Here is a 15,618-nt window from a genome sequence, read left to right on the forward strand (position 1 = left end):
GCCGCCGTCCCGCCGGCCGCCTTCGACGCCCATGTCAACGACACATCATCGGCAGCCAGCCGGCCACGAGCCCCACGGCCAGCTCGCTTGCGACATCTTCTGCGCGGTCGTCGACAATTTCGGCGACGTCGGCGTGTGCTGGCGGCTCGCGCGCCAGTTGCGCCGCGAGCACGGCTGGCGTGTGCGGCTGCTGGTCGATGATCTCAAGGTTTTCCACGCACTGTGCCCGGAAATCGATGTCGCGCTCGCGCGGCAGGAGGCGGCGGGCGTCGTCGTCGAACACTGGCGCGATCCGGCGCACGCGGGCGATACGCTTCAGATCGCCGATGTCGTGATCGAAGCGTTCGCCTGCGAAATCCCGCACGCGTATATCGCCGCGATGGCGCGTCGCGCGCGCAAACCCGTGTGGATCAACCTCGAATACCTGAGCGGCGAAGACTGGGTCGCGGACTTTCATATGCGGCCGTCGCCTCATCCGCGCTATCCGCTCGACAAGAGCTTCTTCTTTCCCGGACTCGGCGCGGGAACCGGCGGCGTCATCAAGGAACGCGATCTGGACCAAGCGCGCCAGCGTTTCGACGCGTCCGCCTGGTGGCGCGAGCGCGTGGGCATCGAAAAGCTCGCGCCCGATCGGACGGTCGTCTCGCTCTTCGCCTACGAAAATCCCGCCGTCGATACCCTCCTCGCTCAATGGCGCGACGGCAACGCGCCCGTCACCTTGCTCGTGCCCGAGGGCCGCATCTCCGGCGCGCTTGCGCGTTTTTTTGGACTGACGGGCTTTGCGGCGGGCGCATCGGCGCGGGCGGGCGCGCTGGAAGCACACGCGCTCGGCTTCGTCGAACAACCGCGCTTCGACGAGCTTTTATGGGCCGCCGACATCAACTTCGTGCGCGGCGAAGACTCGTTCGTGCGCGCGCAATGGGCCCAAAAGCCTTTCGTATGGCACATCTATCCGCAATCCGACGACGCCCATCTGCCCAAACTCGACGCGGCGCTCGACCATTACACGCAGCAGCTTTGCGCCGACGCGCGCGGCGCGGCGCATCGCTTTTGGCATGCCTGGAACGGCGTTGGCACGGTGGACTGGGCGGACTTCTGGGCGCATCGGCGCGAATTCGAGGCACGCGGGCGGCAATGGGCGGCCGAACTCGCTCAAGTCGGCGATCTCGCCAGCAATCTCGTCGCGCACGCCACTGAGCGGATGGCGAAATAACGTCTACCGAAGGCGTCGCGCTGCCTCCAATCCAGTGGCCAAATCGGCAAAAACTCAGTTAAAATAAGCGGTTATCCGAGGGACGACATTGTTCAGCCAAAAGATTTCGCACCCTACGCCTTACGCTTGGGTTCGGAAACCGAAGCCCTGAACGCCGATCAGAAAAAAGCCGGAACCTCGTAGCACAGAATTCTCGCGCGGTGGACCGCGTTCGGACCTTACGGTCGAACACGCGACGCAACACAAAGACACCGCTGCCGATTTATTCATTCCGCAGCAATTCAAGCCAAACATTCGTACAGGACTAGTTTTTATGAAGACCGCACAAGAACTCCGCGTCGGCAACGTCGTCATGATCGGCAGCGATGCCATGGTCGTTCAACGCGCCGAGTACAACAAATCGGGCCGTAACTCCGCGGTCGTCAAGATGAAGTTCAAGAACCTGCTGACGGCCGCAGGCATGGAAACCGTCTACAAGGCGGACGACAAGTTCGACGTCGTCGTGCTGGATCGCAAGGAAGTGACGTACTCGTACTTCGCTGATCCCATGTACGTTTTCATGGACGCCGACTACAACCAGTTCGAAGTCGAAGCCGAAATGATGGGCGACGCGCTCAACTACCTCGAAGACGGCATGACTTGCGAAGTCGTGTTCTACAACGAGAAGGCCATCTCGGTTGAACTGCCGACCACGCTGGTTCGTGAAATCATCTACACGGAACCGGCCGTCAAGGGCGACACGTCGTCGGGCAAGGTGCTCAAGACCGCCAAGCTCAACACCGGATTCGAACTGCAAGTGCCGCTCTTCTGCAACATCGGCGACAAGATCGAAATCGACACCCGCACCAACGAATATCGCAGCCGCGCGTAAGCCACGCCCGGAACTGCTCGCGGCAATGACGTTTTAAGCGTCGTTTTACACCGCACAAGAAAGCGCCCCTTCGCGGGCGCTTTTTCTTTTGCGTGAAGTTTTTGACAAATTCAGGCAAACTTTACCGGTCTCGACCTAATTAAGCGATTAGCGACCGGCCGCAGAGGCTCATCGGCGCTTGATTCGTAAGGATGTAGTCCAAAACTTACGTGGTGGCACGCTTTCTGCTCTGTCCGCTTAATACGGACTTAACAATAACGACATGCGTAAAAAGCCCATCATCGGCAGTCATCTGCTGCTCGCCGCGATGCTCGCGCTGCCCGTTTTCGCACTCACGGCGGGTTGCCAGTCGACACCGTCGCGCGAAGCGGCAGGCGACTATGCATCCGACGCTTCGGTGACGGCTCGCGTGAAGGCCGCATTGATCGCGGAGCCGGGGTTCAGATCGCTCGTGGTAAGCGTGGCGACGTATCGCGGCGTCGTGCTGTTGTCCGGGTATGTCAATTCGGAGGATCAGATCCAGAAGGCAATCTCGATCACCCGCAGCGTGTCGGGCGTGCAATCCGTCAATAACGATCTGCGCGTCAAGACGCAACAGTCGCAATAGCCGCAATAGCCGCAACAGTCGCAATAACGAGAACCAAGAAGAAAGCGCAGGACGAACAAACGCAGCGGGACCTGTACGCAGCACGCCGGAAAAGGGCGCGCATATCCCGCCCATGACGTGCCGGAGCCCTCGCATCGCTTCGAAGGCCATGCTTGCGGCGACGGCGAATCACAGTCCATTTAATACGTTGTGTCCGCCATGCCACACGCACTGATTGTCGAAGACGATCCCAATAGCTTGTCCGGCCTGTCCGCGATCCTGACGGCCGACGACTTCACCGTCGACACCGCGACGACGCTTGCAGAAGCGCGCGCTGCCTTGTCGCGTTCCATTCCCGATGTCGTGCTCATCGACTTGAATCTGCCGGACGGAAGCGGTCTCGACCTGCTGCCAAGCCTGCCTTCTCATGCGCCCGACGGCGCGCTGCCCGTGATCGTGATGACCGGCAACGCAACCGTCGAAAGCGCGATCGAAGGCCTGCGCCACGGCATCTGGGACTATCTGCTCAAGCCGGTCAACATTCCACGCTTGCGCAGCCTTCTCGCGCGCATTCCGCGTCCATACGAGCTGACCGAGGAAGTGCAGGCCCTGCGTTCGACACTGCGCGAACTCGGCCACTTCGGCGAGATGCTCGGGCGCAGCGCGGCCATGCAGCATGTCTACGATCTCATCGAACATACCGCGCCAACCGAAGCCGCCGTGCTGATTTGCGGCGAAGCAGGCACGGGCAAGAAGATCGCGGCGCGCACGATTCACGAACTGAGCCGCCGTCGCAAGGGGCCGTTCGTCACGTTCGATTGCTCGGCGGCGCGCGATGGCGCGCATCGTTCGATGGAAAGCGTGCTGTTCGGCCATGAGCGCAACGCGTTCGCGGGCGCGGAAAATCGCGAGCCGGGGCTGCTCGAGCAATCGGGTGGCGGCACGCTGTTCCTCGATCAGATCGATTCGCTTCCCGCCGCCCAACAAGAAGCCCTGTTACGCGCGCTCGACTCGCAGACCTTCATGCGCGTGGGCGGCAGCAACCGCATCATGACGGACTTCCGCTTGATCGCGGCGTCGCGCACGCCGATCCGCGATGCCGTTGCAAACGGCGCGTTGCGCGAAGATCTGTTCCAGCGTCTTGCGGGTTCGTCGATCAATCTGCCGCCGCTGCGCGAACGCGACGACGACATCGCGCTGGTCGCCGAGCAATTCGTCGACGAGCTGAATCGCGAGAACCATATCGCGGGCATCACGAGCGGGTCGCCTAAACGCATCAGCCCTGCGTTCCTGCGGGAATGTATCGCGAACGAATGGCCGGGCAACGTGCGCGAGTTGCGCGAACGCGTGCGCCGGGCATATCACGCGTCGGGCGAAACGATCGAAACCTTGCGCGCCGACGAACAAGGCGGCAGCGGTCGCGGTCTGAACGGCAGCAGCGTGCAGGTCACGGTTGGCACCGCGCTCGCCGATGTCGAAGACATGCTGATTCGCGCGACGCTCGAAGCGGTTGGTGGCACGCGGCATCGGGCAGCGACGCTGCTTGGCATCAGCCCGAAGACGCTTTACAACAAGTTGCAAAGGATGAAGCTGGAATCGTCCTAATGGTGGGCGCCGCCGGGCAACGCTCGGCGCGCTCCAATCACACAACCAAAAGGCCACGGTTTGTCTGCCGTGGCCTTTTGCTTGGCGCTCCGCCGTGGCGGACGTTGATCTTGCTTTCGCTGATCGCCTCAACCCAACGCGCTCTTCACGAGCTCCCGTGCCGCCCGATATTCCGCCTGCCCCTGCAACTTGCTCCAGCGCGGCGCCTTGCCACGCGGACGCATCTGCTTGAGACGCTGCTCGGATGCCTTCGTAGGCGTATAGCGCAACTGGTTCAGCACCTTGCCCGCCTCTTTTGGCTGATTGCAGATGAGCACCATGTCGCAGCCCGCGGTGAGCGCGGCGCTCGCCGCTTCGGTGAGCGTGCCGCCGGCGCGCGCGGCTTCCATCGAAAGATCGTCGCTGAAGATCGCGCCATTGAAGCCCAGCTTGCCGCGCAAAATGTCCTGCAGCCAGATACGCGAGAAGCCCGCGGGTTTGTCGTCGACTTGCGTGTAGATCACGTGCGCCGGAATGACAGACGCCAGCGACAAGCCGAGCCAGTCGTAAGGACGGATATCGGCGGCAAGGATCTCTTCGAGCGAGCGATCGTCCGTGGGCAACGCGACGTGAGAATCCGCCGAGGCGAACCCGTGTCCCGGAAAGTGCTTGCCGCAATTGGCCATGCCGGCAAGCGCAAGCCCATGATTCAGGCTCTTGGCAAGCAGCGTCACCACACGCGGATCGCCATGCAACGCACGGTCGCCAATGACCTGCGACTGACCGTAGTTCAGGTCGAGCACCGGCGTAAAACTCATGTCGATGCCGCACGCGCGCAATTCCGAAGCGAGCACGTAACCGAACGCCGTCGCCACCTTGGTGGCCGCGAGCACGTCCTTGTCCCACAGCGCGCCGAGCTTTCCAGGCGCGGGCAGCACCGTGAAGCCATCGGTGCGAAAGCGCTGCACGCGTCCGCCTTCGTGATCGACTGCGATAAGAATGTCTTCGCGTACCGCGCGAATCGCATCGGTCAATGCGACGAGTTGCGCGCGATCCTTGAAGTGCCGCGCGAAGAGAATGATGCCGCCCGTCATCGGATTCGAGATGCGCTCGATATCCGCGTCGTTGAGCGTCGTGCCCTCGACATCGAGCATGACTGGGCCGGGAGTGCGTTTCATCGAATTCAATTGGATCGTTACCGTCGTTGTTGGAGTGATGCCCTGCCCTGAAGCGCGCATGTCGCCGCGCTATCACGCATCCGGCGTTTCGGCGATGACGAACGACACCGCGTAATCGCGCTCGTCGCTGACCGTCACCTGCGCCGTGATATTGCGCTCGGCAAGCCATGTGGCCAGTTCGCCCGATGCCTTGACGACCGGCTTGCCGCTCGCCTCGTTGAGCGTCTGAAGCGCGCGCCAGGTCATCGGCCAGCGCATGCCGAGGCCGATCGCCTTCGAGAACGCTTCCTTGGCGGAAAAGCGCGTCGCGAGAAACGCGAGGCCGCGCACTTCGGACCGCGCGCGCCGCGCATGATAGATGCGCAACTCGTCCGGCCCGAGCACTTTTTCGGCAAAGCGCCCCTTGGTGCGCTCCATCACCGCCGCCACGCGGCTCACCTGCACGATGTCCGTGCCGATTCCGTAGATCGCCATGATGTGCTCAGCGCTTCGTCTGCGCGGCGAGGCGCGATGCGACCATGATCGCTTTCATCTCGCGCACCGCGTTGTCCCAGCCCGCGAAGATCGCGTGCGCGACGATCGCGTGGCCAATGTTCAATTCGACGATGCCATCGAGCGCGGCGATTGGCTGGACGTTGGTGTAATGCAGACCGTGGCCCGCGTTCACCTTGAGCCCGAGCGAGTTGCCGAAATCGACGCTCGTCGCGACGCGCTCGAATTCGCGGCGCTGTGCGGCTTCATCGTGCGCTTCGGCATAGCTGCCCGTATGGAGTTCGATGACTGGCGCGAGCGCTTCCTTGGCCGCGCGAATCTGTGTCTCGTCAGGATCGATGAATAGCGATACGCGGATGCCCGCATCGGCCAACTGCCTGCACGCGGTCTTCACCGCTTCGAACTGGCCGGCGACATCGAGACCGCCTTCGGTCGTCAGTTCCGAGCGCTTTTCGGGCACGAGGCAGACGTCTTGCGGCTTGATCTCGCACGCGATGTCGAGCATCTCGCGCGTCACGGCGCATTCGAGATTCATGCGCGTTCCGAGCAGCGGTCGTAGCGTGCGCACGTCGGCATCGACGATATGACGGCGATCTTCGCGCAGATGCAGCGTAATGCCGTCCGCGCCCGCTTCTTCGGCGGCGAGCGCGGCGCGGATAGGATCGGGATAGGTCGTGCCGCGCGCCTGGCGCAGCGTGGCCACGTGATCGATGTTCACGCCGAGGTCGATCACACTGGCAGGCGATGTGAGAAAGAAGCTCATAGATTTTGCAGGTCTAACAGGATCTGACGAGTGGCGAGCGGCGTGCCGCCCAGATAGACGTTGAGCAAAAAGCGCATCAGCGTCTTGCTTTGCGCGGCGGTTTGCGCGCTGGTGTAATCGTCGCGCTCCATGTCGATGAGTGTCTGACCGAAGATGACCGGCCATTGCGCGGGCAAGTCGTCGGAGGCTTCGCGTACGCCACGCTCGGGATCGAACATATAGCGGCCTTCGGGCACGACGCTCTGACGCGTCACGGTGCGCGTGAGCGCCATGGCGTAGCCGGTTTCCTTGAGCAAGACGCGCTCGAAGGAACGCAGTACCTGCACGGCGGGTTCGTCGTGCGCGAGGCGCGAAAGCGTGAGCACGTAATGATTGAAAAGCGCCGGATGCGCGTCTTCACGCGCGCAAAATTTGACCAGCAACTCGTTGACGTAGAAGCCGCAGAGAAGCGCGTCGCCGGTCAGGGGCAGCATGCCGCCGACCCATTCCGCCGTGGTCAGCGTGCGGACTTCGCCCTTGCCCGTCCATGAAAGACCAAGCGGCTGGAAGGTTTGCAGCACACCGCGCAGCGCGGAATGCGGACGCTTTGCGCCCTTCGCGACCAGCGCGATACGGCCATGATCGCGCGAGAAGACATCGATGATGAGACTGGTTTCGCGATACGGATAGCTATGCAGCACGAAGCCCGGCTGCTCACTGACGCGAAAGTCGGAACGCGGACGCGGCGACGGCTTGTCTTGCGAGGAGTTAGACGAAGAAGAAGCGGGCGCGCGTTTGCGTTTGGGCGCGGCGCGCGTCGGGCGTTCGGTTGCGTCGAAATCATCCTCGCGTGCCGGACGGCTGCTTGCTTCGGATTGGCTCGCGCGCGCGGGACGCTCGCTCGCCTCGAACTCGTCCCTGGCGGGATCATCGGCGGGCGCGGATATCCGGGCGTCGTTCGTGCCGTCGTCCATGGATCATTCGCAAAAGGTCATTCGTAGCCGTAAGCGCGCAGGCCCGCTTCGTTGTCGGCCCAGCCGCTCTTGACCTTGACGAAGGTTTCCAGATACACGGGTCCGTCGAAGAGCTTTTCCATGTCGAGCCGCGCCTCGGTGCTGATCGTTTTGAGCTTCGCGCCCTTCTGGCCGATGATCATTGCCTTGTGGCCGTCGCGATCGACGAGAATGGTCGCGAAGATACGGCGCAGGCGCCCTTCCGTCTCGAACTTGTCGATCAGCACCGTGCTCGTGTAGGGCAACTCGTCGCCGGTCCAGCGGAACACTTTCTCGCGCAGGATTTCGGCCGCAAGAAAGCGCTCGCTGCGATCCGTCAGATCGTCTTCGCCGTAGATAGGCTCGCCTTCAGGCAGATACGGCTTGATGACCGCCATGAGTCGCGTGATGTCGTCGGTATTCTTCGCCGACAACGGCACGATCTCGCGGAAGTCGCGCAACGCGGACATCTGCTGCATGAACGGGAACAACGACGCCTTGTCGCCCACGCGGTCGAGCTTGTTCGCAATCAGAATGGTGGGCGTGCCGGTCGGGATAAGGTCGAGCACGCGCTGGTCGTCCGGGCCGAAGCGGCCTGCCTCGATCACGAAGAGAATGGCATCGACCGAGGAAAGCGTGGACGTCACCGCGCGATTCAGCGAGCGGTTGAGCGCGCCGCTATGGCGCGTCTGGAAGCCGGGGGTATCGACGAAAATATACTGCGCGTCGTCGAGCGTGTGAATGCCGGTGATTCGGTGCCGCGTCGTCTGCGCCTTGCGCGAGGTGATGCTCACCTTCTGGCCGACGAGCGCGTTCATCAGCGTGGATTTGCCGACGTTGGGGCGGCCGACGATCGCGACCATGCCGCAGCGGAAACCGGAAGATGTGGGAGCGTTCATAAGATGTGTTCGTTATGCGCAGATGCGCGTGGCGCCTGGTGATGCGCTTTAGTGACCGGCGTCGGCGGCGCGCACGACGCGGGGCGCGGGCGCTTCCGGGCTCGCGCTGCTACGGCTTTCGTTGCTGCTTTTGTCCGCGGGCGAATCTGCCTCGCTCGTGACCGCGTGACTGCCCTCGACAACCGGCGGCGCTTCGCTCTTGCTCGAACGTTCCGGCCGATGGATCACCACGCGCTCCGGCTTGTCCGACGCCGCGAACGACGCCGCCGATGGCTCGACATGCGTTGCGCGGATCACGGCGAGTGGCGCGGTGGACGGCTTGTCTTCAGCGTGTGCATGCGAGCCGTGATGTACTCGGTCGCGATCCCGCTCGCGCCGGTCCGGCGAGCGCAGATCGAGCGCAGCCTGCACGCCTGTCACGCCCGGAACGACTTCGGCTTCCGCCAGCTTCGCGGCCCGCGCGCCCTTGCGTTTGGGCTTGACGGCGAGCGTCGGAGCGGCGGCCATGACGTCGTCGAGCGCTTTCTTCGCCGCGGCCTGCTCCGCCGCACGACGGCTCGCGCCCGAACCGGACACTTTCACGTCCAGTTTCGGCACCGAGCATTCCACTTCGAATTGCTGATTGTGGGCCGCGCCGTGCGTGGCGACGACGGTGTAAGTCGGCAGCGCGATCTTGCGGCCCTGAAGATATTCCTGCAGCAGCGTTTTTGCGTCCTTGCCGATGGTGCGCGGATCGATGTGATCCAGCACCGCCGTATAAAGCCGCTTGATGACGGTGTACGCGGCGTCGAAACCGCCGTCGAGGAAGATCGCCCCGAAGATGGCTTCGAGCGTATCCGCGAGAATCGACGGCCGGCGAAAACCGCCGCTGCGCAATTCGCCTTCGCCGAGACGAAGACATTCGGACACGTTCAGCGCCTGCGCAATTTCATACAACGACTGCTGTTTGACGAGATTCGCTCGCACGCGCGAAAGATCGCCTTCGTCGAGCTTGCCGAATCGCTGGAACAAAAGCGCGGCCACCACGCAATTTAGAACGGAATCGCCGAGAAATTCGAGCCGTTCATTGTGCGTGGCGCTGTGACTACGGTGTGTCATCGCCTGGCGCAGCAATTCCGCATTGCGAAATTCGTACCGCAACCGGCTTTCCAACGGAGAAGAGGGCATGGACAGAGTATAACGCGCCCGCGCGGACGGTCGATTCCGCCCGGCGGGCCAGGAAAACACGTGGCGAGACGGTGTTAGCCGCGCTTCTTCACGCCGTTTCGAAGCATTGTCGGGGCGCGTTACGCGCGAACTCGCGCCCGATCAATCGAACGAACCGATACGCTTCAGATTGCTGAAGTTCATCCAGATGAAAAACGCGCGACCGACGATATTCGCGTCCGGCACGAAGCCCCAGTAGCGGCTGTCGGCACTGTTGTCGCGGTTGTCGCCCATCATGAAGTAATGGCCCGGCGGCACCTTGCACGTCACGCCTTGCGCGTTGTAGTTGCAGTTGTCGCGAAACGGGTAGTCGTCTGCGCCCATGACGAACGGCGGCACTTGCGGATTGTTCAGGATGGCGTTCTTGCGGCCGTCGAGGTCTTCGACGAACTGCTTCGCGTAACCAACCCGCTCTTCGTCGAAGTAATCGGGCAGCGGCGTTTCGGGCACCGGTTTGCCGTTGATCGTGAGCTTCTTGTCTTCGTACGCGATGGTGTCGCCCGGCAGGCCGATCACGCGCTTGATGTAGTCGACCGACTCGTCCTTCGGATAGCGGAACACGACCACATCGCCGCGCGACAGCGGCTTGCCGCTGGTCAGCTTGGTATTGCTGATCGGCAGACGCAGGCCGTATTCGTACTTGTTCACGAGGATGAAGTCGCCGACGAGCAAGGTTGGCACCATGGAGCCCGACGGAATCTTGAACGGCTCGACGACGAACGAGCGCACCACGAACACCGCGAGGATCACGGGGAAAAAGCTCGCCGTGTATTCGAGCCACCACGGCTGACGCAGCTTGTCGTCATGCAGACGGGCGCGCGTCTGCGCGGCATTTTCATCGGCGAAACGCTCGCCCACGCGTTCCTGTTGACGGTCGAACTCGGCGACCGCGGCATCCGCCGAACGGCGGCGCTGCGGCTGGAACACCAGCTTGTCCAGCACCCATGCAATGCCCGTCAACACGACGAGAATCAGGAGAATCAGTGCGAAATTCATTCAATCGCTTCCGGTGGTTATCTTCAGTTCTTGTTATTGGCGTTCAGGCGCACCAGGCGGGACTTAGTCGTCCACACGCAGGATTGCGAGGAAAGCCTCCTGCGGGATTTCGACCGAGCCGACCTGCTTCATGCGCTTCTTGCCCGCCTTCTGCTTTTCAAGCAGCTTCTTCTTACGTGAAATGTCGCCGCCGTAACACTTGGCGAGCACGTTCTTGCGCAAGGCCTTGATGTTCTCGCGCGCGATGATGTTCGAGCCGATGGTCGCTTGAATTGCCACGTCATACATCTGGCGCGGGATGAGCTCGCGCATCTTCGACGCCACTTCGCGCCCGCGATGCTGGCTTTGCGAACGATGCACGATGACCGAGAGCGCATCGACCTTGTCGCCGTTGATGAGCATGTCGACCTTCACGACATCCGCCGCGCGATATTCCTTGAACTCGTAATCCATCGACGCATAGCCGCGCGAAGTGGACTTCAGCCGGTCGAAAAAGTCGAGCACGATTTCGGCCATGGGAATTTCATAGGTGAGCTGCACCTGCCGGCCGTGATACTGCATGTTGGTTTGCTGGCCGCGCTTGTTCGTACAGAGCGTGATGACCGAGCCGACATATTCCTGCGGCATATAGAGGTTCACGGTGACGATAGGCTCGCGCACTTCCTCGATCTTCGGCGGCTCAGGCATCTTCGCCGGATTCTCGACCGAGATGGTGGTGCCGTCGCGTTGCAGGACCTGATAGATCACCGTGGGCGCGGTGGTGATGAGGTCCATGTCGAATTCGCGCTCGAGCCGCTCCTGCACGATTTCCATGTGCAGAAGGCCGAGAAAGCCGCAACGAAAACCGAAGCCCAGCGCTTGCGAGACTTCCGGCTCGTACTGCAGCGACGCGTCGTTCAGCTTCAGCTTTTCGAGCGATTCGCGCAACGCGTCGTACTGGTTCGCTTCGACCGGATAGAGACCCGCGAACACCTGCGGCTTCACTTCCTTGAAGCCCGGCAGCGGCTCGGCGGCGGGACGGTTGGTAAGCGTGACGGTATCGCCCACTTTTGCCGCCGTCAGTTCCTTGATGCCCGCGATGACGAAGCCCACCTGCCCCGCCGACAACTGCGAGAGGTTGGTCGACTTCGGCGCGAACACGCCGAGATGCTCGACCGGATACTGCGCGCCGGTCGCCATCATCTTGATCTTGTCTCGCGGACGCAGCGTGCCGTTGACGATACGCACCAGCATGACCACGCCGACGTAATTGTCGAACCACGAGTCGATGATGAGCGCCTGCAACGGTGCTTCCGTGTCGCCCTTCGGCGGCGGCACTTTGAGAATGAGCGATTCGAGCACGTCTTCCACGCCCAGACCGGTCTTCGCGCTGCAATGCACGGCGTCCGTCGCGTCGATACCGATCACGTCTTCGATCTCGGTGATTGCGTTCTCGGGGTTGGCGGCCGGCAAGTCGATCTTGTTCAGCACCGGCACGACTTCGACGCCGAGCTCGATGGCGGTGTAGCAGTTCGCGACTGTCTGCGCCTCGACGCCCTGGCTGGCATCGACGACGAGGAGCGCGCCTTCGCATGCGGAAAGCGAGCGGCTGACTTCATAGGAGAAGTCGACGTGTCCGGGGGTATCGATCAGATTAAGGTTGTAGACCTTACCGTCGCGCGCCTTGTAGGTCAGCGCGGCCGTCTGCGCCTTGATGGTAATGCCACGCTCGCGTTCCAGGTCCATTGAATCGAGCACCTGCGCTTCCATCTCCCGGTCAGACAGACCGCCGCACAACTGGATGATGCGGTCAGCGAGCGTGGACTTACCGTGATCGATGTGCGCAATGATCGAAAAGTTACGAATATGATTCATTCAGTGCCGATCAAGCGAAAAAGGCGCGCCCTCGAATAACGCGGAGCACGCCTTGAAAATTTGGGGAAAACTTCAGCATTTTAGCCGAAATAGGGATGGGCCGGCGCTTTTCGCCTTTAGCCCTGATCGAGCGCCGCCCTGACCGCGTTTGCGTCGAGCCGATACTGGCATAGTTCGACGCCTGCCAGCATCAGCACCGGCACGCGCTCGTCGTAACGCGCTTCGAGCGCCGGGTCTTCGTCGATATCGATCCAAAGAATTGCTCGGCCAAACTGCTCTGCGATGGGTTCGAGCTCGGCGCGCATGTCCTCGCAGAGATGACACCAGGCGCGACCATACAGGATAAATGGCCCGCCCGGTGACTGGCTCATGTCGATTACTTTTGCGCCGGCACGCGCGGGCGCAACGGCACGAACTGTGTGTTGTCGCCGCGCCGCACGAGCACCGCGATCATCTTGCTGGCGTCGAGATTCTGCGCCACGGCCTCGAACTGCTTGGAGCTCGTGATGTCGGTATCGCCGACGCGCAGGATGATGTCGCCCTTCTGGAAGCCCGCGCGCGCGGCCGGACCTTCCACTGCATCGACCTGCACGCCGCTCGTCAGCTTGAGCGACTTCTTCTGATCAGCCGTGAGGTCGCTGACCGCGAGTCCCAGGGAATTGCTGGCGCGTTCCTTCGGCTGCGTCGGCTTCTTCTGCTCGGTCTTCGCGACCTTGTCCGGCTGCATCTCGGCAATCGTAATAGGCAGATCGCGCGACTGGCCTTTGCGCCAGACCGTGATGGTGGCCTTGGCGCCCGGCTTCGTGTCGCCCACCATGCGCGGCAGATCGGTGGCCGTCTCCACGTTCACGCCATTGAACTTGAGAATGATGTCGCCCGGCTGCACGCCCGCCTTGTCCGCGGGACCGCCCGATTCCACGCTCGACACGAGCGCACCCTGCGCCTTCGGCAGACCGAGCGAGTCGGCGACGTCCTTCGTCACTTCGCCGATCGCCACCGCGATACGTCCGCGCGTGACCTTGCCCGTCGTCTTCAACTGGTCCGCGACGCGGATGGCTTCGTCGATCGGAATGGCGAACGAGATGCCCATGAAGCCGCCGGTGCGGCTGTAGATCTGCGAATTGATGCCGATCACCTCGCCCGCCATGTTGATGAGCGGACCGCCCGAGTTGCCCGGATTGACCGCCACATCGGTCTGGATGAACGGCAGATAGTCGCCGGTGTCGCGACCCTTCGCGCTGACGATGCCCGCCGTCACCGTGTTGTCGAGGCCGAACGGCGAGCCGATGGCGAGTACCCATTCGCCTACGCGCACCTTGTTCGAGTCGCCGATGGTGATCGCCGGCAGATTCGCCGCGCTGATCTTCACGACGGCCACATCCGTGCGCTCGTCCACGCCCACGAGACGCGCCTTGAACTCGCGCTTGTCGGTGAGCGTGACGTAGATGGTGTCCGCGTCGTCCACGACGTGGGCATTGGTCATCACATAGCCGTCCGTGGACAGGATGAAGCCCGAGCCTACGCCGCTGCTTTGTTCCGAGTTGTCCTGGCTGTCGTCGGGGGTGCGGCTGCCGCCCTTGCCCTGATCGCCGCCGCTGCCGCCCCCGCCTTGTCCGCCGCCACCCTGGCCACCGCCACCGCCGCCACCGCCGTTTCCGCGCGGCGAGCCGGGCTGACCGGGCATCGGAATACCGAAAAAGCGCCGGAAGAATTCGGACATGTCGCCTTCATCGAGGCCAGGCGGCAAACCGCGCAGGTCGCTGCTCGACCCGACACGCGACGTCGTGCGGATATTGACGACCGAAGGCCCCACCTTGTCGACCAGCGTGGTGAAGTCGGGCAGATTCACCGTTGGCACTGCCGCTGCTGTCTGCGAGAGGAACGGCAGGCACACGGCGAGCGCCGCGGCCGCGAAGAACTTGCGCAGCGAGTAGTTGCTCATATGTCTAAGGCCGAGGGATTACTTGGAAGGCTTGTATTCTATGGCAGAAGCAAATTGCTGCAACGTGGATTGCGGCACCTCACCTAGCAAGGTAATCCAGAAATCGCCGCGGCGCTTGACGAGTACATGAGTCGCGCCGCTATTACCGGCGCCTTCCTTGCGCGCGCTTTTCTCCACCGGTTCGATAAAAACCGAGATGGCGGCGAGGCCGTCGGAGAACACGGCCTGATCGACCGGGATGGCCGGCTGGCCTGGCTGGCTCGACGCCATCGGACGGCGCAACTCGCGAATCTTGCGAAAGCCCGCGATATTCGGCGTGAGTTGCCAGCCTTGCGCTTCGATATCCACCGGCTGCACGGGAGGCCGCACCGTGGTCCAGCCCGCCGTGCTGCGCATGCCGCTTGCAATCGACGCCTTGTCGATCGCCCCGCCTATACGCACCTGAGAGAACGAAAGCTGTTCCAGCACCTGGCCGTCCGGATCGAGCGTCTGGGCGCGCAATAGCAAGCCAGTCTTGGCATCTGCCCAAAGCTTGTACGCGAACCGGTAAGAATCTTTTGGATCGAGTTCGAGCACTTGGCTTTCGAGCCCCGCCACGCGGTCGGTGCCCAAGAGCTTCGGTTCGTAGACGGACAGAACCTGATCGCCGCTCGTCGATAACAAAGCGGGAAAAGAATCCTTGCTCTGCCGATGTTCGACCACGAGCAGATGGCGCTCCGGGACGAACGTGTACATGTCGTCGTCGTGACGAAGCATGCGGCGCGGGGCGCCGTCGAGACTTTCGAGCGATTCGTATTCGCCGTCGCCGCGCGTGGCGACATGCGTGATGCGCGACGACTGCACCGTCGCACCGCGCTGATAAACGAAAGTACCCTCGTAATTCTGCTGCTGGGCCGCTTCGTGAATGCGGTTGAGCAGAGTGGCGGCTGTCTTGCGCTGGGCGGCGGGGTTGTCCCCCTGAGCGAAACTGCTCGATGCCGCCGCGAACAACGCGGCTGCGCAAAGCATCAACGCCGGCAGCCGCCCCCAATATCTAGTTTTATTCAACCGCACACTCGCCATC

General features: G+C 62.4%; 15 protein-coding genes. 4 read left to right on the forward strand and 11 right to left on the reverse strand.

The features are described from left to right. The first annotated feature begins 31 nt into the window (after positions 1-31). From earP to NCR40_RS09435, 4 genes are all read left to right on the forward strand, one after another. Positions 32-1,213, forward strand: coding sequence for an elongation factor P maturation arginine rhamnosyltransferase EarP (earP, locus tag NCR40_RS09420; protein ID WP_250509298.1), 1,182 nt, complete (start codon positions 32-34; stop codon positions 1,211-1,213). A gap of 313 nt (positions 1,214-1,526) precedes the next feature. Further along, complete coding sequence (efp, locus tag NCR40_RS09425; protein ID WP_086966248.1) at positions 1,527-2,084, forward strand: elongation factor P; 558 nt, start codon at positions 1,527-1,529, stop codon at positions 2,082-2,084. 262 nt (positions 2,085-2,346) lie between these two features. After that, a complete protein-coding gene (locus NCR40_RS09430; protein ID WP_250465256.1) occupies positions 2,347-2,691 on the forward strand; it encodes a BON domain-containing protein in 345 nt (114 codons plus the stop codon). 198 nt (positions 2,692-2,889) lie between these two features. Further along, positions 2,890-4,275: a sigma-54-dependent transcriptional regulator gene (locus tag NCR40_RS09435; protein WP_244825790.1), complete on the forward strand. Its 1,386-nt coding sequence runs from the start codon at positions 2,890-2,892 to the stop codon at positions 4,273-4,275. 128 nt (positions 4,276-4,403) lie between these two features. Here NCR40_RS09435 and nagZ read toward each other — a convergent pair whose 3' ends face one another. The 11 genes from nagZ to NCR40_RS09490 all read right to left on the reverse strand — a co-directional run bounded on the left by nagZ (position 4,404) and on the right by NCR40_RS09490 (position 15,617). Beyond that, positions 4,404-5,432: a beta-N-acetylhexosaminidase gene (gene nagZ, locus NCR40_RS09440; RefSeq protein WP_244825792.1), complete on the reverse strand. Its 1,029-nt coding sequence runs from the start codon at positions 5,430-5,432 to the stop codon at positions 4,404-4,406. Between the two features lie 72 nt (positions 5,433-5,504). Further along, positions 5,505-5,906 (reverse strand): holo-ACP synthase, encoded by a 402-nt coding sequence (gene acpS, locus NCR40_RS09445; protein ID WP_250465258.1) that lies wholly within the window; start codon positions 5,904-5,906, stop codon positions 5,505-5,507. 7 nt (positions 5,907-5,913) lie between these two features. After that, positions 5,914-6,687 (reverse strand): pyridoxine 5'-phosphate synthase, encoded by a 774-nt coding sequence (pdxJ, locus tag NCR40_RS09450; protein ID WP_250509299.1) that lies wholly within the window; start codon positions 6,685-6,687, stop codon positions 5,914-5,916. Next, positions 6,684-7,640, reverse strand: coding sequence for a DNA repair protein RecO (recO, locus tag NCR40_RS09455; RefSeq protein ID WP_244825799.1), 957 nt, complete (start codon positions 7,638-7,640; stop codon positions 6,684-6,686). Before recO ends, pdxJ begins: the two co-directional genes overlap by 4 nt. Before the next feature lie 17 nt (positions 7,641-7,657). Then, positions 7,658-8,557: a GTPase Era gene (era, locus tag NCR40_RS09460; RefSeq protein WP_244825801.1), complete on the reverse strand. Its 900-nt coding sequence runs from the start codon at positions 8,555-8,557 to the stop codon at positions 7,658-7,660. A 48-nt stretch (positions 8,558-8,605) separates the two neighbouring features. Beyond that, positions 8,606-9,724, reverse strand: a complete 1,119-nt coding sequence (rnc, locus tag NCR40_RS09465; protein WP_250509300.1) for a ribonuclease III — start codon at positions 9,722-9,724, stop codon at positions 8,606-8,608. Positions 9,725-9,865: 141 nt separating this feature from the next. Beyond that, complete coding sequence (lepB, locus tag NCR40_RS09470; protein ID WP_244825803.1) at positions 9,866-10,759, reverse strand: signal peptidase I; 894 nt, start codon at positions 10,757-10,759, stop codon at positions 9,866-9,868. 63 nt (positions 10,760-10,822) lie between these two features. Next, positions 10,823-12,613, reverse strand: coding sequence for a translation elongation factor 4 (gene lepA, locus NCR40_RS09475; protein ID WP_244825804.1), 1,791 nt, complete (start codon positions 12,611-12,613; stop codon positions 10,823-10,825). A gap of 116 nt (positions 12,614-12,729) precedes the next feature. Further along, positions 12,730-12,984: a glutaredoxin family protein gene (locus NCR40_RS09480; RefSeq protein WP_244825806.1), complete on the reverse strand. Its 255-nt coding sequence runs from the start codon at positions 12,982-12,984 to the stop codon at positions 12,730-12,732. A gap of 5 nt (positions 12,985-12,989) precedes the next feature. Next, entirely contained in the window at positions 12,990-14,555 is a 1,566-nt protein-coding gene (locus tag NCR40_RS09485; RefSeq protein WP_250509301.1) for a DegQ family serine endoprotease, read from the reverse strand. Positions 14,556-14,573: 18 nt separating this feature from the next. Continuing rightward, on the reverse strand, positions 14,574-15,617 hold the full coding sequence (locus NCR40_RS09490) for a MucB/RseB C-terminal domain-containing protein (RefSeq protein ID WP_250509302.1): 1,044 nt from the start codon (positions 15,615-15,617) through the stop codon (positions 14,574-14,576). Between the last annotated feature and the right edge of the window lies 1 nt (position 15,618).

Origin of the sequence: Caballeronia sp. GACF4, assembly GCF_023631025.1 — a bacterium.
GTDB lineage: Bacteria > Pseudomonadota > Gammaproteobacteria > Burkholderiales > Burkholderiaceae > Caballeronia.

Bases quoted from the DNA above. Each gene is read 5' to 3' on its own strand.
- earP (WP_250509298.1), top strand. From the start codon at position 32: ATGTCAACGACACATCATCGGCAGCCAGCCGGCCACGAGCCCCACGGC.
- efp (WP_086966248.1), top strand. From the start codon at position 1,527: ATGAAGACCGCACAAGAACTCCGCGTCGGCAACGTCGTCATGATCGGC.
- NCR40_RS09430 (WP_250465256.1), top strand. From the start codon at position 2,347: ATGCGTAAAAAGCCCATCATCGGCAGTCATCTGCTGCTCGCCGCGATG.
- NCR40_RS09435 (WP_244825790.1), top strand. From the start codon at position 2,890: ATGCCACACGCACTGATTGTCGAAGACGATCCCAATAGCTTGTCCGGC.
- nagZ (WP_244825792.1), bottom strand. From the start codon at position 5,432: ATGAAACGCACTCCCGGCCCAGTCATGCTCGATGTCGAGGGCACGACG.
- acpS (WP_250465258.1), bottom strand. From the start codon at position 5,906: ATGGCGATCTACGGAATCGGCACGGACATCGTGCAGGTGAGCCGCGTG.
- pdxJ (WP_250509299.1), bottom strand. From the start codon at position 6,687: ATGAGCTTCTTTCTCACATCGCCTGCCAGTGTGATCGACCTCGGCGTG.
- recO (WP_244825799.1), bottom strand. From the start codon at position 7,640: ATGGACGACGGCACGAACGACGCCCGGATATCCGCGCCCGCCGATGAT.
- era (WP_244825801.1), bottom strand. From the start codon at position 8,557: ATGAACGCTCCCACATCTTCCGGTTTCCGCTGCGGCATGGTCGCGATC.
- rnc (WP_250509300.1), bottom strand. From the start codon at position 9,724: ATGCCCTCTTCTCCGTTGGAAAGCCGGTTGCGGTACGAATTTCGCAAT.
- lepB (WP_244825803.1), bottom strand. From the start codon at position 10,759: ATGAATTTCGCACTGATTCTCCTGATTCTCGTCGTGTTGACGGGCATT.
- lepA (WP_244825804.1), bottom strand. From the start codon at position 12,613: ATGAATCATATTCGTAACTTTTCGATCATTGCGCACATCGATCACGGT.
- NCR40_RS09480 (WP_244825806.1), bottom strand. From the start codon at position 12,984: ATGAGCCAGTCACCGGGCGGGCCATTTATCCTGTATGGTCGCGCCTGG.
- NCR40_RS09485 (WP_250509301.1), bottom strand. From the start codon at position 14,555: ATGAGCAACTACTCGCTGCGCAAGTTCTTCGCGGCCGCGGCGCTCGCC.
- NCR40_RS09490 (WP_250509302.1), bottom strand. From the start codon at position 15,617: ATGGCGAGTGTGCGGTTGAATAAAACTAGATATTGGGGGCGGCTGCCG.